General features: G+C 66.8%; 19 protein-coding genes. 8 read left to right on the forward strand and 11 right to left on the reverse strand.

Annotated elements, in window-relative coordinates; all coding sequences use genetic code 11:
- Positions 1-17: 17 nt before the first annotated feature.
- From ON43_RS04235 to ON43_RS04245, 3 genes are all read left to right on the forward strand, one after another.
- Positions 18-827 (forward strand): class I SAM-dependent methyltransferase, encoded by an 810-nt coding sequence (locus tag ON43_RS04235; RefSeq protein WP_040803708.1) that lies wholly within the window; start codon positions 18-20, stop codon positions 825-827.
- Between the two features lie 89 nt (positions 828-916).
- Complete coding sequence (locus ON43_RS04240; protein WP_040803709.1) at positions 917-1861, forward strand: daunorubicin resistance protein DrrA family ABC transporter ATP-binding protein; 945 nt, start codon at positions 917-919, stop codon at positions 1859-1861.
- Positions 1858-2649 (forward strand): ABC transporter permease, encoded by a 792-nt coding sequence (locus ON43_RS04245; RefSeq protein ID WP_051177870.1) that lies wholly within the window; start codon positions 1858-1860, stop codon positions 2647-2649. Before ON43_RS04240 ends, ON43_RS04245 begins: the two co-directional genes overlap by 4 nt.
- On the opposite strand, the gene ON43_RS04250 is transcribed toward ON43_RS04245, so the two are convergent.
- From ON43_RS04250 to ON43_RS04275, 6 genes are all read right to left on the reverse strand, one after another.
- Positions 2633-5770, reverse strand: coding sequence for a BTAD domain-containing putative transcriptional regulator (locus tag ON43_RS04250; RefSeq protein ID WP_040803781.1), 3138 nt, complete (start codon positions 5768-5770; stop codon positions 2633-2635). The genes ON43_RS04245 and ON43_RS04250 overlap by 17 nt on opposite strands.
- Positions 5771-5826: 56 nt before the next feature.
- Positions 5827-7074 (reverse strand): cytochrome P450, encoded by a 1248-nt coding sequence (locus ON43_RS04255; protein ID WP_040803711.1) that lies wholly within the window; start codon positions 7072-7074, stop codon positions 5827-5829.
- 41 nt (positions 7075-7115) lie between these two features.
- Positions 7116-7310 carry a ferredoxin gene (locus ON43_RS04260; RefSeq protein ID WP_040803712.1) on the reverse strand — a complete coding sequence of 65 codons (195 nt, stop codon included), beginning with the start codon at positions 7308-7310 and terminating at the stop codon, positions 7116-7118.
- A gap of 27 nt (positions 7311-7337) precedes the next feature.
- Entirely contained in the window at positions 7338-7976 is a 639-nt protein-coding gene (locus ON43_RS04265; protein WP_040803713.1) for a DUF4097 family beta strand repeat-containing protein, read from the reverse strand.
- 133 nt (positions 7977-8109) lie between these two features.
- Entirely contained in the window at positions 8110-8487 is a 378-nt protein-coding gene (locus ON43_RS04270) for a hypothetical protein (protein WP_040803715.1), read from the reverse strand.
- A gap of 377 nt (positions 8488-8864) precedes the next feature.
- Positions 8865-9047, reverse strand: coding sequence for a hypothetical protein (locus ON43_RS04275; RefSeq protein WP_040803717.1), 183 nt, complete (start codon positions 9045-9047; stop codon positions 8865-8867).
- A gap of 129 nt (positions 9048-9176) precedes the next feature.
- Between ON43_RS04275 and ON43_RS04280 the strand changes: the two genes are divergently transcribed.
- The gene (locus tag ON43_RS04280) at positions 9177-9614 is read left to right on the forward strand and encodes a hypothetical protein (RefSeq protein ID WP_157513894.1); all 438 of its coding nucleotides are present in this window, start codon (positions 9177-9179) and stop codon (positions 9612-9614) included.
- Positions 9615-9638: 24 nt separating this feature from the next.
- On the opposite strand, the gene ON43_RS04285 is transcribed toward ON43_RS04280, so the two are convergent.
- From ON43_RS04285 to ON43_RS04295, 3 genes are all read right to left on the reverse strand, one after another.
- A complete protein-coding gene (locus tag ON43_RS04285) occupies positions 9639-9977 on the reverse strand; it encodes a hypothetical protein (protein WP_040803718.1) in 339 nt (112 codons plus the stop codon).
- Between the two features lie 121 nt (positions 9978-10098).
- A complete protein-coding gene (locus ON43_RS04290; RefSeq protein ID WP_281033299.1) occupies positions 10099-10578 on the reverse strand; it encodes a DUF4442 domain-containing protein in 480 nt (159 codons plus the stop codon).
- Positions 10579-10730: 152 nt separating this feature from the next.
- Positions 10731-11924, reverse strand: coding sequence for an FAD-dependent monooxygenase (locus ON43_RS04295; RefSeq protein WP_040803785.1), 1194 nt, complete (start codon positions 11922-11924; stop codon positions 10731-10733).
- 129 nt (positions 11925-12053) lie between these two features.
- Here ON43_RS04295 and ON43_RS04300 point away from each other — a divergent pair, with 129 nt between their 5' ends.
- On the forward strand, positions 12054-12941 hold the full coding sequence (locus tag ON43_RS04300) for a LysR family transcriptional regulator (RefSeq protein ID WP_040803724.1): 888 nt from the start codon (positions 12054-12056) through the stop codon (positions 12939-12941).
- A 36-nt stretch (positions 12942-12977) separates the two neighbouring features.
- Here the strand turns inward: ON43_RS04300 and ON43_RS04305 are convergent, their stop codons facing one another.
- Together ON43_RS04305 and ON43_RS04310 are read right to left on the reverse strand one after the other, a co-directional pair.
- Complete coding sequence (locus tag ON43_RS04305) at positions 12978-14330, reverse strand: hypothetical protein (RefSeq protein ID WP_063712482.1); 1353 nt, start codon at positions 14328-14330, stop codon at positions 12978-12980.
- A 135-nt stretch (positions 14331-14465) separates the two neighbouring features.
- Positions 14466-15614 carry an epoxide hydrolase family protein gene (locus tag ON43_RS04310; protein ID WP_086007885.1) on the reverse strand — a complete coding sequence of 383 codons (1149 nt, stop codon included), beginning with the start codon at positions 15612-15614 and terminating at the stop codon, positions 14466-14468.
- A gap of 190 nt (positions 15615-15804) precedes the next feature.
- Here ON43_RS04310 and ON43_RS04315 point away from each other — a divergent pair, with 190 nt between their 5' ends.
- From ON43_RS04315 to ON43_RS42115, 3 genes are all read left to right on the forward strand, one after another.
- Positions 15805-16020, forward strand: coding sequence for a hypothetical protein (locus tag ON43_RS04315; protein WP_040803729.1), 216 nt, complete (start codon positions 15805-15807; stop codon positions 16018-16020).
- A gap of 485 nt (positions 16021-16505) precedes the next feature.
- Positions 16506-17159 (forward strand): hypothetical protein, encoded by a 654-nt coding sequence (locus tag ON43_RS04320; RefSeq protein ID WP_157513895.1) that lies wholly within the window; start codon positions 16506-16508, stop codon positions 17157-17159.
- A partial coding sequence (locus ON43_RS42115) for an ANTAR domain-containing protein (RefSeq protein WP_051177873.1) occupies positions 17156-17868 on the forward strand: 713 nt, incomplete at its 3' end. The genes ON43_RS04320 and ON43_RS42115, both read left to right, overlap by 4 nt.

Genomic DNA, 17868 nt, shown 5'->3' on the forward strand with positions numbered 1-17868 from the left:
TTGCCTACGATGGCGGCGTGACCATCGATCCCTTGTCGGTGAATCGCCGAAACTGGGATGCCCGTGCGGGCATTCACGCCGCCAGCAGTTTCTATCGGGACCATGAATCGGGCTTCTGGTTCGCCCCGTTCGAATGGGAAGCGCTCGGCGAGGTGCGCGACCGCGATGTGCTGCACCTGCAGTGCCATCTGGGTACGGAGACAATCGAATTCGCGCGGCGCGGGGCCCGCGCGGTCGGGCTGGACTTCTCGGCGGAATCGGTGCGGCACGCGCGCGAATTGGCCGGGGAAACGGTCGAATACGTGTGCGCCGATGTCTACGATGCGCGAGAGGCATTGCCCGGCAGGGAATTCGACATTGTCTACACCGGCAAGGGCGCACTCTGCTACCTGCCCGATCTGGACCGCTGGGCGCGGGTGATCGCCGATCTCCTGCGCCCCGGCGGACTGCTCTATCTGGCCGAATTCCATCCCCTGCTGCATGCCCTGGGCCCGACCCCGCCGCCCGGTGTCGACCCGGAACAGCTTGTCCTGCACGACGATTACCTCGAGGGCCGGGGCGCGCAACGCCGCGACAGCGTGCACACCTACACCGACGGCCCCGACCTCACCTCCGACACCACCGCCTACGAATGGCGGCACGGTCTCGGTGAGGTCGTCAACGCGCTGCTGGGCGCGGGGCTGCGGATCACCGGCCTCACCGAGACCGATACGCTCCCGTGGCCGCGCTGGCCGCACATGGTCCAGACGGAGGACGGCTGGTGGCGGCTGCCGGCGTCAGCTCCGATCGTCCCGGTCCTCTACGGGCTCTCCGCGATCAAGCCGTAAATCCCCGCTGAACTGGGGATATCCCGCATCAGGGGGCATGTCAGGTCGGTGTCAGGTCCATATCAGGCGGCCTGATCAAAGTAGTCCCCATGAACAGCACAGCAATCGCGGCAACCGGGCTGCGGAAGGCCTACGGGGACAAGACGGTCCTCGACGGCATCGACCTGAATATCGGTACGGGAACCATCTTCTCGCTGCTCGGTCCGAACGGGGCGGGCAAGACGACGACGGTGAACGTGCTCACCACACTCTTGACCGCCGACGGCGGCTCGGCGCAGGTCGCCGGGTTCGATATCGCCACCCAGACCAAGGCGGTGCGCGCCTCGATCGGCGTCACCGGCCAGTTCGCCGCGGTCGACGATCTGCTCACCGGCGAGGAGAACCTCCAGCTGATGGCGGATCTGCACCGGCTGAAGGGCAACGAGCGCAAGCAGATCGTCGGTAATCTGCTGGACCGCTTCGAGCTCACGGCCTCGGCCGGCAAGCAGGCCTCGACCTACTCCGGCGGCATGCGCCGCAAGCTGGATCTGGCGATGACGCTGGTCACCAAGCCGCGGATCGTCTTCCTCGACGAGCCGACCACCGGCCTGGATCCGCGCAGCCGCCGCACCATGTGGGAGATCGTGCGCGAACTGGTCAACGACGGCGTGACCATCTTCCTCACCACCCAGTACCTCGAGGAAGCCGATCAGCTGGCCGACCACATCGCCGTGCTCGACGGCGGCCGCATCGTGGCCGAGGGCACCGCCGATGAGCTCAAGCGCCAGGTGCCGGGCAGCTATGTCCAGCTCCGCTTCACCGATCTCGGCCAGCTGGCGGCCGCGGCGCGGGTGCTGCCCACCGCGACTCCCGACAACGACTCCCTCTCGCTGCAGGTCCCCGGCAACGGCGGCACGAAAACCCTTCGCGCCCTGCTGGATCGGCTCGCAGACAACTCCCTCGAGGCCGAAGAGGTCTCCATCCACACCCCTGATCTCGATGACGTTTTCCTTGCCCTGACCGGGCACGCCACCACGGAGGCCGAAGCACAATGAGCACCGCGACCGCGACCACCGTCGCCCCGTCCAGCCTGTCGGCCTCGATCGGCGATTCGTCGATCATGTTGCGCCGCAACTTCAAACACATCCTCCGCAATCCCGTCACGGTCTTCAATGCCGCGCTCATGCCGGTGATGATGCTGCTGATCTTCGTCTACGTGTTCGGCAGCGCCTTCAATGTCGGCGGGCACTACATCGACTACGCGACCCCGGGCATGCTCCTGCTGGCCATCAACTACGGACTCTCCGGCACCGCGGTCTCGGTGAGCTCGGATATGGCCAAGGGCGTGATCAACCGGTTCAAGGTCATGGACGTCTCCCGCGGCGCCGTGCTGACCGGCCATGTCGCGGCCACCATCATCACCAATGTGATCGCCATCGTCGCGGTCCTCGGGGTGGCCTTCGCCCTGGGCTTCCGCTCTCCGGCGAGCGCGGGTGAGTGGCTGGGTGCGATCGGCGTCCTGCTGGCGACCTCGTTCGCGGCCTCCTGGCTCGTCGTCGCGCTGGGTATGGCGGCCAAGACCCCGGAGTCCGCGGGCATGTCGGTGGTGCCGCTGATCATGCTGCCCTTCCTGAGCAGCGCGATCGTGCCGGCCGACAAGATGGGTCAGGGTGTGCGGCAGTTCGCGCAGTACCAGCCCTTCACGCCGATCATCGAATCCCTGCGCGGGTTTCTCACCGGACACCCGTCGGGCGGCTACACCGCGGCCGCCCTGGCCTGGGCCGCCGGGTTCGCCATCGTCGGATACCTGTGGTCGCGTGCCACGTTCAACAAGCGAGCGTGAGCTCGGCCAGCTCGGCCCAGTTCGCCTCCGAACCCTCCCGCAACGCCTCGGTGAAGTTCGCTTCGCCGAGGCGTTGTCGTGTTTCCCGCTCGATGCGGTCCGCGTCGGGGACCGAACGATCGGGCAGGCCGCGCACCGCGATGCTGGCGGCGAACAGCCGGGCGGCCTGCTCGTCCCGGCCCCTGCGCAGCGCGAGATCAGCAATGCCGAGGACGACCTGGGCGATCAACTGGGCGTGACCGGATTCGACGGCCGCCTTGAAGGCGGAGGCGTGGTGTTCACGGGCCCGGTCGAGATCCTCGGCCAGGTATCCGCGCAGGTTATGGATCACCGCCGTGACGAACGGCTGCTCCTCGCCGTCATCGAACAGCGCGGTGGCACGGTCGATTTGGTGGTACGCCTGCTCGGCGTCACCGCTCAGGCGGGCCAGCTCGGCCTTCGCCAGGGCGACCTCGCCCTGTGCGTTCGGCCACCCGCCGCGATCCGCCGCCCGTTGCGCCTGGGCGATGGCGGTGGCGCTCGCTTCCGAATCGCCCAGCAGCCAGTACAACTGGGCCTGCCGCGAGCGGATGCGCACGATGTCCTCGAGCGTGCCGACCTCGGCGACCACGCCGACGGCCTGCTCCAAAAGTTCACAGGCGGCGACGAATTCGCCGCGCATGGCGAGGCGGTCCGCCACTTCGGTCAGCGCGAAGGCGGTACCCCAGCGCTCACCGATGGCCCGGAATTCCGCGAGTGCCGCCTCCAGGTACTCGTCCACCTCCGGTCCGTCCTGGCCGAGGACGACCCGCATCTTGCCCATCTGCAACCGGGCCAGGGCACGCACCCACGGATCCTCGTCGGAGAGTTGCGGTTCGAACGCGGTCAGCATTGCCTCCGGTCCCTGGAACAGGCGCTCCAGGGCGGCGATGAGCGCCACCGTGGGGTGGTGGCCGCCGTCGGCGGGGCTGAGTTCGTAGGCCTTGTGGATCCATTCCTGCATCAGGCGTTGGTCGTTCGGCCCGGAGGACAGGAAGTGCGAGACCAGCCCGTAGACGGTGACCCGGGTCTCGACCTCCACCTCGGCGGGCAGTTCGGCTGCCGCGGTGACGAATTCGAGGCCCTCGGCCTTGTGCCCGGCCAGCCACCAGTACCAGCCGCCGGCCGCCGCGAGCCGCATGGCCTCGGGGCCCTCGCCCGCCGCGAGCGCGCCGCGCATGGCCGCGGCGAGGTTGTCGTGCTCGCGATCCAGGACGGCCAGCCATTCCACCTGGTCGGCCCGGCGCAGGCGGGGTTCGGCCTTGGCGGCGAGGTCGGTGAAGTACGAAAGGTGTGCTCGCCGTATCCGATCCGCTTCCCCGGCCTCCTCGAGACGCTCGCGGGCATACTGCTTGATGGTGTCGAGCATGCGATAGCGCGGGCCGCCGTTCTCGGTGACCAGCAGCAGCGATTTGTCGGTCAGCGCGGTGAGCAGCTCCAGCACTTCCCACTGCTCCACCGTGGCATCGGCGCAGACCTGTTCGGCCGCTTCGAGACTCGCGCCGCCGGAGAAGACCGCGAGGCGGCGCAGCACCATGCGCTCGGGCTCCGAGAGCAGCTCCCAGCTCCAGTCGACCACCGCGCGCAGGGTCCGATGCTGCGGGATCGCGGTGCGGCTGCCGCTGGTCAGCAGGCGGAAGCGGTCGTCGAGGCGGGTGGCGAGCTGGTCCAGGGACATGGTGCGCAGGCGGGCCGCCGCCAATTCGATGGCCAGCGGGATACCGTCGAGCGCACGGCAGATCCGGGCCATGGTCGCCAGGGCGGCCGCGTCGGTGGGCAGGTCCTTGCGAACCGCGCCCGCCCGGTCCAGCAGCAACTGGACGGCGGGAGAGGATTCGATATCGGCGGGGTCCGCGCCCTCGGCGGGCAGGCTCAGCGGTTCCACCTGCCACAGCGCCTCGCCCGTAATGCCCAGCGGCTCACGGCTGGTCGCGAGGATCCGGAGTTTGCGGCATTCCCCGAGCAGGCGGTGCGCGAAGGCCGCCGCGGAGTCGATGACGTGCTCGCAGTTGTCGAGGATCAGCAGGGTCTCGCGCTCGCGCAGGGCGGCGATGAGCCGGTCCATCGGTTCCGCCTGGGTACCGCCGCCGAGCAGCGCATCGCGCAAACCCAGTGCGGCGAGCACGGTTTGGGCCAGATCGCCGGACGCGTCGGCGGAGGCGAATTCCACCAGCCAGGCGCCGTCGGGCAGATCGTCGAGCAGGGTGTGCGCGGTCTCCAGGGCGAGCCGGGTCTTGCCGGAACCGCCCGGGCCGGTGAGCGTGGTGAGCCGGTGGGCGGCGATGAGTTCGCGGACCACCGCGATATCGGCGTATTTGCCGACGTACGTGGTCAATTCGGCGCGCAGGTTGGTCTTGCGCTCGGTGTCCTTGGCGCCGATCTCGCCGCGCAGCAGGGCGACGTGCAGGGCGGAGAGTTCGGGGGAGGGGTCGGCGCCCAGTTCGTCGGCGAGCGTCTCGCGGATCCGCTCGTAGGCGGTGAGCGCGTCATTGCCGCGGCCCGCGTCGGCGAGCGCGCGCATGAGCGAGCCGGCCAGTCGCTCCCGCATCGGGTGCTGGGTGGTCGCCTCGGTGAGCTCGGCGATCAGTTCGGGACCGCGACCGAGCCGGATCTCCGCCTCGTAGAGGTCTTCCATGGCGGCAAGGCGCAGGCCGTCGAATCGAACTTGTACCGCGGTGAGGTCGTCGCTGTCGGGCGCCCCGATGTCCTGCATGAGGGCGCCGCGCCACAGGTCGACGGCCTCGCGCAGCAGCCGCGCCTGATGCGCGTCGTCACCGCCGCGGGCCTGCTCGACGAGCCGTTCGAAGCGCACGGCATCCACGGCGTCGGGATTCACCACCAGCCGGTAGCCGCCCGCCTGCACCTCGATCGAGCCCTCGGGCAGCAGCCGCCGCAGCCGGGAGACCAAGGCCTGCAGGGCGTTCGCCGCGTCCGAGGGCGGCTGCTCACCCCAAATCCAGTCGACCAGCTTCGTTTTCGAGACGGCGCGGCCGGGCTCGAGCGCGAGGGCGATCAGCAGCCCGCGCAGTCGGGCACCGGGCACTTCGATGGGCCGATCGTCCTCTGCTCGGATGTCGAGCGGTCCAAGCATCCTGATACGCACCCGGCCCATTGTGCCGTGCACGTCTCCGGGTCGCTGGACCGCCGCCGACGGCCCGGTCAGTGCGCCTCCTCCGTCCGGGTGTGCGCCTGCTCGGTCCAGGTGACCGGCAGGGCGTGCACGCCGTAGATATTCATATCGGTCCGCAGCCGCACCTCGTCGGCCGGAATCGCCAGGCGCAGGGTCGGGAAGCGGCGCAGCAGACCGGCGAAACCGGCGCGCATCTCGATGCGGGCCAGCTGCTGGCCCAGGCATTGGTGGATGCCGTGGCCGAAGGCGACCAGACCGCGTGCGCGGCGGTGGATGTCGAGGGCGTCGGCATCGGCGAACTGCTTCGGATCGCGATTGGCGGCCAGCAGCGAGACGACTACCGTCGAACCCTTTTCGATTGTCTCGCCGCCGATTTCGATGTCCTCGGTCGCGTAGCGATAGAAGATGTCGGCGACCGACAGGAAGCGCATGAGCTCCTCGACGGCATCGGGCACCAGCTCCGGGTCGGCGTGCAGGGCGGCCACCTGGTCCGGATGCTCCAGCAGCGCGAAAGTGCCCAGCGCCAACATGTTCGCGGTGGTCTCGTGACCGGCGAGCAGCAGCAGGAAGGCGATGCCGACCAGCTCCTCGATGCTCAGATCCTCGTCGCGGGCCAGGTCGGAGAGGATGTCCTCGCTGGGCTCGGCGCGCTTGCTCATCACCAGCTGGGCCAGGTAGCCGGTCATGGCGCCGTAGGCGGCGCCCTTCTCCTCCAGCGTCTGCTCCTTGACCAGGAACTTGGCGGAGTTCACCTGGAAGGTGTCGCGGTCGGCGTAGGGGACGCCGAGCAGTTCACAGATCACCAGCGACGGCACCGGCAACGCGAACTCCTTGACCAGGTCCACCGGCTCGGGCAGCTGCGCCATGGCGTCCAGCTGTTGCTCGGTGATCTCGACGATGTGGTCCTGGAGCTGCTTCATGCGCTTGACGGTGAACGCGCCGGTGAGCTTGCGCCGCAGGCGAGTATGGTCCGGCGGGTCCATGGCGACGAACAGGCCCGGGATCTGCGGGGAGGGCTCGGTCTGGATCGGCATGCCGGGCGTCTCGTAGGGCACGTGCACGACGCCGAGGTCCTGGCGGGAGCTGAACCTGGTGTCCGCCATGACCTTTCGGACCGCGTCGTAGCCGGTCACCAGCCAGCCGTGATGGCCGTCGGGGAAGATCAGCGGGCTGACCGGGCGCGCGTCGCGCAACTCGGTGATCTCGCGGGGCGGGGCGAAGGGTCCGGCATTGCGTTCCATGGGCAGGCCGTGGGGGACCGGGACGGTGTGGGTCATCGTATTTCCTTGTCGTGAAAAGTATTTCGCTTGTCTGCTGACTAGTGGGCGATGGTGAGTGCGCCGGAGGGGCACTGCTGCACGGCTTCCCGCGCGGCGGCCTCCTGCTCGGCGGTGGGGACGAGGGTCAGCGGCACCACGCGGCCGTCCTCGTCGTCCTGGTCGAATACGTCGGGAGCGGTCAGCGCGCACATGCCGGCGCCGATGCAGCGCTCCCGGTCCACCCGGAGTTCCATGATGAATTCCTGCTCTGCGGGCGCGGTTCAGACGGCGGTGGTGTGCCGGATGATGATGTTGCCCAGGCAGTTCTGCGCGTTCACGAGCACGACGTCACCGGCATCCGCCGCGACGGGGTACAAGTCGTTGTGCACCGAACCCTGCTGCACATCGGTCACCACACGCGCCGCGCTGCCCGGCCGGATCCCGACCTCGAGCTCGCCGATGGAGGTCTGCAGTCGCATCACGCCACGCGTCGCCTCGCCGATGCGGATATCGCCCTTCGACGTCTTGGCCGTCACCGACCCGAGCGGCCGTTCCACCACAATGTCGCCCAGCGCCAACTCCAGCGCGCACTCCCCGAGCTCCCCCGCACCGGTGATGCGCCCGACCCCCGCGGCAGCCTTGAACTTCGACCCCGTCGGCGCGTACACCGTCACCTCGATCGACGCGTTCCCGCCGAACGGCGTATACGTCCGCCAATTCTTCGGCATCTTCACGCTCAGCGTCCCGCCGACCATCTCGACCCGCGTCTGCGCCGCAGCCTTCACATCGGCCTTCTTGGCCGCATCACCCGGCCGCACCTCCACCACCGTGTCCCCACGGTCGGAGGCGACAACGCTGACATTGCCGCACAGCACGTCAACATCGATGGCGATCGGTCCCGGGGTAGCGAAAGTATTCATGGCGAAGGCTCCTTCATCGGCTGCGATAGGCGGTATGCGAACGACTATCGCGCCCCCCGCTGATACCGACCTGACGCCGACCTGACACGCCCCGCACCCGCCGTCAGCTCCCACTCGAGCCCAGTTCAGAAAGCTATTTCGCGTCAGCGACCTTCGCGACCGCGGCAAGGAAGATCTTGTCGAAGGCGGCCTTGTCGAGCTGCTTCGACTCCATCGAGAGGGCGGTGACCGACACGGTCATGCCCCGCACGACGGCCAAGCCGTCGAGTTTGATGCCGGCGCCCGTGTACGCCGCCGAACTACCACTGGAGCTGAATTCGACGGCTTGATCGGCGCGCAAACCGCTGGGCAGCCCCACCTCGGTGAACTTCAGGTGGGTATCCCCGTCGCCGTCGTGAATGGTCAGCTCCGCGCATTGCCCGAGCCGCCGCGCCTTGATCTTCGCGATATCCAGGGCGGTGTCGATCACCGTCTCCCCATAGATCAGAGCGAGGTTGTCGTCGGTGGCCATTGCCGGGCAACGAGCCTAACGACCGTCAGGCATGCCCGCCGCCGATTTCGCCCCTCAGGGCCTGGTTCGTGGGCGGCTTCCGGCCCCCGACATCACCTGCCGCCCCGAACACTGATGTCGGCCCCGGGGTCGGGGCCGACGCACGACTCACCGGGTCAGCGGTGGGGGGTGTTGGCCCAGGAAGATCCCGCGTTGGCCACCTGCAGGGCGCGCTGGAAGAAGATCATGATCAGTTCCATTTGACTCGCATTCCTAACTCTCGATGTGGATGGCGGGATCCTCGTCCGATGTCCACACCGGTCCCTCCCCGACCCGCGCGAAACCGCGAGACAGGCTGCGGTTGACGTGGTCACCGAATCCCCCGAGGAGACAATAGATCAGCGAATGCCGGTTTGAACACCGGTATTGGATTGTCGGGAATGTGATCCGCATTCCCGGTAGGTGATCTGGAGCTGACGCTTGTAGACCTTGCCGCTGTCGTCGCGGGGCAGTGAGTCGACGATGCGGATATGGGTGGGGACCTTGTAGTCGGCCAGTTGCGCAGCCAGCGCCTCGCGCACGGCTTCCGCGGTGAGGATCGCGCCGTGAAGGGCGGGGGGAATCGGGCCACAAGGAGGGAGTGACTCAGTTCCCCACCTTCTCGGCCGATTCGATCTCCGCGTGAGTTGCGGCGTTTCACAATGGCTGGCGTGGCGGTGCAGCTCGAAATCGGTGACCGGTCCAGGAAGCGGGTGCTCATGGTGCTCGCGGCCAGTCTGGTCATCCTGACCGCCTACTGGGTGCTCTGGTTCAGCGCTCGCGCGGTGGTCGCCAGCAACGAGCGGCCCGCGTACATCGAGTTCGAGAACGCTTTCCCGCTGGCTGACGCCTGGTTGGCGGTGTGCGTGATCGCGGCTGCCGTCGCATTGATCAAACGTCATGCCACTGCACTGCTTTGGCTCATCGCGGGTGGCGGATCGGCTGTCTATCTGTTCTGCCTCGATGCGCTGTACGACCTCGAGAACGGGATCTGGTGGCATTCGGGCGCAGGCGGATTGATCGAGCTCGGCATCAACGTGATCACCCTCGCGGTAGGCGTGGGCCTGCTCCGCTGGGCCTGGCGTCGTCGCGCGCTCCTTATCGATTGAGGAGCGCGGCGAACCGTTCGACGGCTAGATGGTCCACGTGATGGGGTAATTGGTGTACGTCGCGGTTTCTGCCGTGAATGTCACGCCGACGGCCCTGAAATCGTCGCGCGCCCTGACTCGCATCTCTTTCAGGTTGTCCATCTGGGCCGCGTGCTCTTCGGAGTCCCACACGCTCACCTGGGTGAGCGAGCCCTCGGGGGAGACGCCCGCAAACCAGTGGAGAAGGCCCGGCAGCTGCTGGATCGCCGGGATCAGGTATTCCGAGGTTTCCTTGTCCGCGACGACGACCGCCTCGTACAGGCTGGGATCGAAGGTGACACGGCCGACACGGACGAAGGCGGTTGTTGGCAGGGACTCGGTCATCGCGTGCGGTTCCTCTCGGCACTGCTGGAAGGTATTGCCTCCCAGACGATCCCATCGGTCCGCTTCTGGGATCAATGTCGATCTCCCCGGTGGCCGATAAATCTGGCTTATCGGTCCGGCTTCAGCCGGCGGAACGCGTGTCGGTCTCGGTGCGGAGCTGGCGGACGTACACGTCCTGGGTGGCGCGGGCGACTACATTGCCGTCGGCGTCGTGGATGGTGGTGGAGTGGGTGGTGATCGATTTGGCGCCATCGCGGGTGGCCTGGCGAATCTGCTCGGCCTGTGTGGCGTCGAGTTCCATAGTCGCGGTGACGATCCCGCGCCCGGGTGCGATGAATTCGATGCCGGATCTGACGCTCCAGACGCGGTAGCCGTCACCGAGCTGCCCGCGCGCCATGATTCCGAAGAAGGGATCGGTCATCGCGTACAGCGTGCCGCCGAAGGCCGCGCCGTTGATATTGCGGTTCCAGGGGCGGACACGGTGCGATACCCGAACCGAGGTCCAGTCCTCGGCGACATGCTCGACCCGCACGCCCGCGAAGAACAGCGGCGGATACGCGCTCATCAGATACCGAAACGCCCGCGTCGAAGGCAGCCGCACCGAATCCCCCAAATCCGCTCATCCTCACGCCCGTTCACCTGGGCAGCTACACATTATGCCCGCGCGTCGGCGGCTGCTTACTGTGCGTTCCGTCGGCGAACCAGCTCGGCGATCCAGATCGGCGCGAACGGGGGAGGTGTGGTTCGGCGCGCTCAGCCTTCTCGGGCGCTGGCTACGAGGGTCGGATAGTCCCGCAGTTCCAGGTTCTTCGAGCCTTCGGCCATCTTCTCCATCCAGCCTATGCCCTTGGAACCGAGGAACCAGTTGCGGAACCTCAACCCGCGGGCGGTCTTCGGGCACAGGAAGCTGCCCGCGTTGGCGCTGTCGGACAGCTTGCTGTACTGGCGCATGACCTCGTCGTATCGGGGGAAGGCGGCGGTGTGATCGCCCGCGGCCCGGGCGAGTTCACCGGCCAGCACATATGCGCCGACGACGGCGGCGCCGGTTCCGAAGCCGGCCAGGGTGTTCGCGTACCCGGCGTCGCCGACCAGTGCGACGCGACCGCGGGTGAAGCTCTTCATCTTGCGCACCTTGGCGATGGCGTCGAGGTAGAGGTCGTCGAAGTTGTCGATCTCGGCGAGCATGTCCGGTACACGCCAGCCCATACCCGCGAAAGTCTCCTTCACGATCTGCCGCTGCACGGCGACATCGTCACGGGGATAGTCGATCTCGGGGGAGGCGAACAGGTACATCTGCTGCGCCTTCGCACCACCCGAGACCGCGTATCGACCCGGATCGTTGTGGCCGTAGGAGGTGATCCGATCCCGGTTCCCGGCCGGGGTATCGGTCCAGGGGCTGGCTCCGACGACGCAGTAGTAGTGGCCCTGATGCTGCACGAAATCCTTCTCGGGCCCGAACACCAGCCGCCGCACCCGCGAGTGGATACCGTCGGCGCCGAACACCAGGTCGAACCGCCGCGGTGCGGCGCGCTCGAACTCGACCCAGACGTCGCTGTCGGTCTCGGTGATCGCGCCGATGGAATCACCGAAGATGTATTCGCAGTCCTGCCAAGTCGTTTCGTACATGATGCGGGACAGGTCGCCGCGCAGAATCTCGACATCGCCGCCGGTGAAATCGCCGGACATGAATGCCACCTGCTTGCCGTCGGCGTCGACGAACACGGTGTCGGTCTTGCCGGTCTGGTGGGCGTAGACGTCCTCGAGGATCCCCATCTGCTCCAGCACCCGATGGTGGGTCTCGCCGGTGAAATCCACCGCCTGCCCGCCCGGCCGCAGCGTCGGGGCCTTCTCGACCACGGTGACCTGGAATCCGTACCGGTTCAACCAATAGGCCAGCGCGGGTCCGGCGATGCTCGCGCCGCAGATGAGAACGGTCTTGTTACGCAAAACGACTCCTGGGGTCATGATTGGAGTCCCAGTCTGCTCACCGATCACCGACGGAAAAACGCCGGCTTTCGCATCACACTGTTAAGTCACGGCCGCATAGTCGGCGGAAGATCTTGATAGCCTGCGCGGGTGGAGCTGCGGGACATCGAGATCTTTTTGACCCTGGCTCAGGAGCTGCACTTCGGGCGTACCGCCGAGCGATTGCGTCTGACTCCGGCGCGGATCAGCCAATCGATCAAGAAGCAGGAGCGGCGCATCGGCACACCGTTGTTCGAACGCACCACCCGCAGTGTGCGTTTGACCGCCGCCGGTCGACGGCTCTACCACGAGCTCGACGCCGGATACCGGCAGATCATGGACGGTATCGAATCCGCCGCCAACCATGCTCGAACGCCCAGCGGGACACTGACGATCGGCACGGCGGGCCCGCAAACCTGGATGGTCACCGAGGCTATCGACAACTTCCAGGCGCAGTATCCGGCGGTCAAAGTGATTCAGCGCGATATCAATCCGTTCACCCCGTTCGAACTGCTGCGATCGGGCGACGTCGATGTGGCGCATCTCTGGCTTCCCCTCCGCCAACCCGACATCACCATCGGGCCGATCACCCACTCCTCCGGCATCATCCTCATGCTCGCCGACACCCACCCCTACGCCGATCGCGAATCCGTCGGCCTGGAGGACTACGGCGATCTGCTGTTCATCAACCCGATGCCCGGGGTGCCGTCGGCGATGGACGCGACCATGGAGGAAGCGTTCCTGCCCTGCCGCACCCCCGCCGGCCGCAAGGTCCGGCGCGGTCCGGAGGCATTCACCTGGGAGGACGAACTCAAAGCGGCGGTGACCGAGCAGGCGGTGATCACCGCCCCGGCCGAGTACGCCCAGTTCTACTCCTGGCCCGGTCTCACCTCGATCCCGGTGCGCGACGCGACACCGGTCCGCTGGGCCTTCGTCTGGCGCACCGACAGACAGTCGCCGCTCATCAACGCCTTCGCGGAAGCCGTTCGAGTCCGCTGACGGGACAGGTGATTTCGCGCGCGACGTCGTAGTTCTTCACTTCGCCGATGATTCCGACGGTGTGGGGCAGGCCGGTCGGCCCGAGGTGCACCTGTTATCTGGGAACTCGGTGACCCAGTGGAATCGGCTTTGCCGCAGCGTGAAACGGTCTGCCTCCTGGGCGGTCAGTTCCAGCCTGACCGGATGTCCATCCAATTCGCCGTTGAGCAGCAATCTATTCGGCGAGGGGCGCTCGACGGTGAAGGCCGCCCACGGTGCGGCGGACTCGGGGTCACTCCAGGAGCGGAGCGTGAGCTGTTGTGTGTCAGCGCTGATTTCCGCCCGTACGGGTCGGAACCGATCATCCATCGTCTGGATATCCGCGGTTGTCTGCCTATCGAATACCACTCGACGCCAGCGCATTTCGTCCCCTGATAACGCAGGTACCGATTCTCCGTCCCGAATGAATGCACCGACTTCCCAAATCCCGTACAGCTCGGATTCGGGCTCGCGCTGCTGCCAGGACACAACGCCGTTGACAGTGCCCGCCGCGATCAGCCACACCAACAGCGCAACCTGAAGACGCGCGACGATCCGTCGTTCATGGGAAGTCCGGAAAGGTTGCGGCGCGGTCGACGGTCCGACGGCATTGCCCAGCAGCACCGCCGCAATCCGCCGCGCTTCGGGCGCCACCAACACCAGCGCCATGACCAGCACATGGAACGACAGAATCTTCACCGGCACGTCGTAGGTCATGTTCAGGATCCACACCTGCGCCGCGCAGACCACAGTCAGCAGCGCCCCCTCCACCGCTGTACGCGGCACCAGAAGCAGTACGCCGCAGAGTATCTCCGCGATCCCGAGCAGAATCTCGTAAACCGGTGATACCCCGACCTGACTCCACAGCACCCCCATCGGAGTGAGATCGCCGTACGGCTCCAACAACCGGGCCAGTGACGGCGACGGCATCTGCAACGGAAAGGCTTTAGCGAAGCCGTAACTCAGCATCGTCCCCGCGACACCCACCCGCAGGAACACCATCAACCAGCCTGCCGCCCTGCGATATTCGACGCGCCCGCGATCCAGAGCGCTCCACACCCCCGTCGCAATCACCGCCGCCACCAGAATGCAGAACAACAGCACCCAGTCATAAGCGGTATCCCCGCTACCCGAATCCCGACGCACCGCCGCAGCACCGAAAACAGTGCGCCCCACCCACTCCACCACCGGCTGCGGCCAGTCCCCACCCACCGGCCGCCACCACACCCCCACCCCCGGAAACTCCAAAATGACCTGAGACAACATCGCGAACAGCCCGAAATACACCACCCCGAACCGAACCAACACCCTGGTAACCGGCCCCCATCGCCCCAACTCCCCGATGCCAGGCTCAATGGTAAGAACGCCCATCCCCAGTCCCGTTCCTCGCACGGCCAACTCGTGTCATATCCAGCGAACCGAACACGACAGCACCGACACTAGGAACCCGGACTAGCCCATCACTTGCGAGATCCTTAACGATCACGCCGGCCGAGAAACCCTTCATCAGTTGCGGAGTTGGCTGAAGAATGCGCGTAGGTCGTCGATGAACAGGTCCGGGACCTCGAGGGCTGGGAAGTGGCCGCCCGCGGGATGGTCGCGGAAGAAGGCGACGTTGTCGCCGGGGTGGAGGATCTTGCGTACGAGTGGGTTGCTGTAGAACAGTGAAGAGCCTTGTGGCACAGGAGAAGAGCCACCCCAGCCGGTCTGGGTGTGTGACATTTCCCAGTAGAAATCGGCTGCGCCGGGGCCGGTTCGGGTGAACCAGTACAGGCTCGCGCCGATCAGTATGTTGTCGCGGGTGATGGGTGTGGCGGGGTTGGCCCATTCCTGGAATTTCTCGGCGATCCAGGCCAATTGCAGGATCGGGGAATCGGCCAAGCCCGCCGAGAGGGCGTTGGGCTGGGTGTTCTGCAGCACTCGATAGCCTTTGCGCTGCGACCAATCATGTTGTGCCGCTTCCAATTCCTTGCGTTCGTCGAGGGTGAGGCCGTCGGGGACGGGGAAGTCGTCACCGGCCATCCCGACCTGGAGGCGATCGCTCACGGTGAGCGCGCCGATCACCCGATCAGGCAGCAGCGCCGCCAGCTGACCGCCGACCCCGGCACCGATATCGCCGCCAGCGACGCCGAAGCGCTCGTACCCCAGCCGGGTCATCAACTCCCCGAACGCCAGCGCTGTCCGCCCCAGATTCCAGCCCCGCGCGGACAGCGGGGTGGAGAACGCGAACCCGGGCAGCGACGGGATGACGATATGGAAGGCGTCGGCCGGGTCTCCGCCATGCGCGCGGGGATCGGCCAGCGGTCCGGCCGCCCGCAGAAATTCCGCGAACGAGGCGGGGAAGCTGTGGTTCAGCAGCAGCGGGGTCGCACCCGGCTCGGGTGAGCGCATGTGCACGAAATGAATGGTTTGCCCGTCGATTTCTGTGACGAACTGTGGATAGGTGTTGAGCTCGGCTTCGTGTGCGCGCCAGTCGAAGCCGTGAGCCCACTCGTCGGCCAACTCCCGCAGATAGTCGGGTGCGATGCCGTGGTCCTGCTCGGAGCCGGTGCCCGGCACCGGGTACGGGTACCGAGTGTGATCCAGCCGCTCACGCAGATCATCGAGATCTACCTGCGGAATCTGGATCCGAAAGGGAATGATCTCAGCGTTCATAGCGATCAACCTACGGACCATCCAGGCCAGAATCGGTCCTAGATCAATCGACCCCGTTCTGTGTCGTGCACCACTGAGGAGACATGGGTCACGACGGCGGTCGATCGCGAAATACTCGCAGCCTCTCGCTCGATAGTTGCTGAGAGTTGTCTATAACAGTTCATCCGAAGAACGAAAGTTGGGAATCGATATGCGCAAACTACTCGCCACCGCCGCCATCGCCGGCACCCTGACCGCCGGAGCGGTCATGACCGGCGTCGGAACCGCCGCGGCCACCCCGCCCCCGCCCTCGCCCCAGTGCGCGATCGTCTCCTACCCCCTGGTCTTCCTGATCGAAGCCACCGGCGGCGCATCCAGCCCGCTTCTCCCCCTGGCCAATTCCATCCAGGCCGCAGTCTGCGCCTGAGCCTGCCGCGACGGCGATACCTGATACCCACTCTGGTCGCCGCAGATTCGATTGCGGCTGTAGGGAATTGCCGCTCCGCTACCGGGAGGAGCCTGCGGCAGACCTCCGCCGATGTCGGCGCCAACGCTCGATGTGCCCTCGGCGGGGCACTATATGGATGGGAACAGGACCGACCAGCATCTTCTTACTGGTCGACTGGTCATCGAGGCCGATTTCGACCTGAGCACCCTCAAAGCACCAGGAGGCCAGCGGGGCTGAGACCAGCCGGTGACGACGGTTGGTCCGACCAGTTCGGACGTGCTGTTGCTGCCGTGACGCCTGCCATTGGTAGAACGCTCCGACGCCACAGTTGGCGCAACCCTCCGAAGTTGCCCGCCCGATCCGGCTCGATACTAGCCAGACCGGTCGGAAATTCGCTTGCCTCAATGTTTTTCGGATCACGGCATAACCATGCGAGTACACTTGGCGCGACGGCGGACGATCGCGTGTCATTCGATATCGAAGCGCACGACCATCGTTCGAGTGCCGCTCCAGACCCCGGCGGATCGACCAGCGATCCGGACAGGGGCAGCATGAATTTCAATAATCACAACATCGGCCCTGACCACGGTCCGCAGCCGCGAACCCCACCTCCTGCCGGCGTTCAGCAATGGTCTGTCAAGGCGGTCACGCGAGGCCCGGAACACTTCGAGCGCAGATTGCCGGACGTCGTCATCGCGGCCGACGTGAACCTGGCCGCGGAGGCCCTGTGCGACCGGCTCGCCGCACCCGAGTCCCCGGCCGAACGCCGCTATCTGATCGCCGCGGTCACCCCCGAGTTCGACGCTGCCGCCACCCGGGACCGCCTGGAGTGGTCGAATCTGCTGACATGGTGCGCAGACGGATGGGTCATGAGCCAATGGCTGCCGGATACATGGCGGCGATCGTGTTCGCCGCCATCGCTTCCCGATCAGGGCCCCTCCGCGGTGACGACGCCCGGGCAGGCCGCGTGCCCCCGCTCGGTCGGCCAGGGGACTAGTCTGATGGTTCAGACCGCTTTACCGACATCTCGCGGTCGGGCCGTGGCGACAGCCGACCACGCCGGACGGGAGCGAGCGATGACCACCGAGCCAGGGCGCGACCCCGGCGGGATGTCGTGAACGCCGCACGCTCGGCGTCGGCGCGCTTCCTGTCCGCTCTGCACGATCTGACCGGCAACGGCCACGACATGCCGCTGCGAGGCGGCCGGTTGTGCGAGATCTGCGTGCAGGTGCTCCCGATCTCCGGGGCTACTATCGCCGCGGCGATGCCCGACGGTGGATGGGATGTCCTCGGCTCGGTCGGCCCCGCCGCCGGATGGCTCGCCGACGCCGAAATCGCCACCGGCGAGGGCCCGGGACCCGACTGCCACCGCGCCGGCGCTCCGGTGCGCGTCACGAATCCGGCGGCCGCGCTCGCGCAGGGCCGCTGGCCTCTGCTCGCCCAATGGGATCGGGTGCCCAGCCTCGGCGCGGTGTGCTCGATCCCGTTGCGGCTGGGCGCGATTCGCGTCGGCTTCCTGGACCTGCTCGATGCCGGGCAGGTCCTGCGCGACCCCGCGACATTCGCCGATGCGCTGAAGATCGCCGACGTCATCACCACCGCGCTGCTCTCGACGCTCGCTCCGCCCGCCCCACAGGTCGACGACGCGGCGCTGGGACCCTGGTGGGAGCTGACGGTTTCGACCCGCGAGATCCATCAGGCCACCGGCATGGTCGCGGTGCAACTGGACGCGAGCGCGGCGGTCGCCTACGCGCGGTTGATCGGGCACGCCTTCACCACCGGCCGTCGACTCGACGAGATCGCGGGCGAGGTGGTGGCGCGGCGCTT

The sequence above is a fragment of the Nocardia concava NBRC 100430 genome, from assembly GCF_000308815.1.
In the GTDB taxonomy this organism is placed as follows: domain Bacteria; phylum Actinomycetota; class Actinomycetes; order Mycobacteriales; family Mycobacteriaceae; genus Nocardia; species Nocardia concava.

Bases quoted from the DNA above. Each gene is read 5' to 3' on its own strand.
- ON43_RS04270 (WP_040803715.1), bottom strand. From the start codon at position 8,487: ATGGCCACCGACGACAACCTCGCTCTGATCTATGGGGAGACGGTGATC.
- ON43_RS04285 (WP_040803718.1), bottom strand. From the start codon at position 9,977: ATGACCGAGTCCCTGCCAACAACCGCCTTCGTCCGTGTCGGCCGTGTC.
- ON43_RS04240 (WP_040803709.1), top strand. From the start codon at position 917: ATGAACAGCACAGCAATCGCGGCAACCGGGCTGCGGAAGGCCTACGGG.
- ON43_RS04245 (WP_051177870.1), top strand. From the start codon at position 1,858: ATGAGCACCGCGACCGCGACCACCGTCGCCCCGTCCAGCCTGTCGGCC.
- ON43_RS04260 (WP_040803712.1), bottom strand. From the start codon at position 7,310: ATGGAACTCCGGGTGGACCGGGAGCGCTGCATCGGCGCCGGCATGTGC.
- ON43_RS04305 (WP_063712482.1), bottom strand. From the start codon at position 14,330: ATGGGCGTTCTTACCATTGAGCCTGGCATCGGGGAGTTGGGGCGATGG.
- ON43_RS04315 (WP_040803729.1), top strand. From the start codon at position 15,805: ATGCGCAAACTACTCGCCACCGCCGCCATCGCCGGCACCCTGACCGCC.
- ON43_RS04265 (WP_040803713.1), bottom strand. From the start codon at position 7,976: ATGAATACTTTCGCTACCCCGGGACCGATCGCCATCGATGTTGACGTG.
- ON43_RS04255 (WP_040803711.1), bottom strand. From the start codon at position 7,074: ATGACCCACACCGTCCCGGTCCCCCACGGCCTGCCCATGGAACGCAAT.
- ON43_RS04310 (WP_086007885.1), bottom strand. From the start codon at position 15,614: ATGAACGCTGAGATCATTCCCTTTCGGATCCAGATTCCGCAGGTAGAT.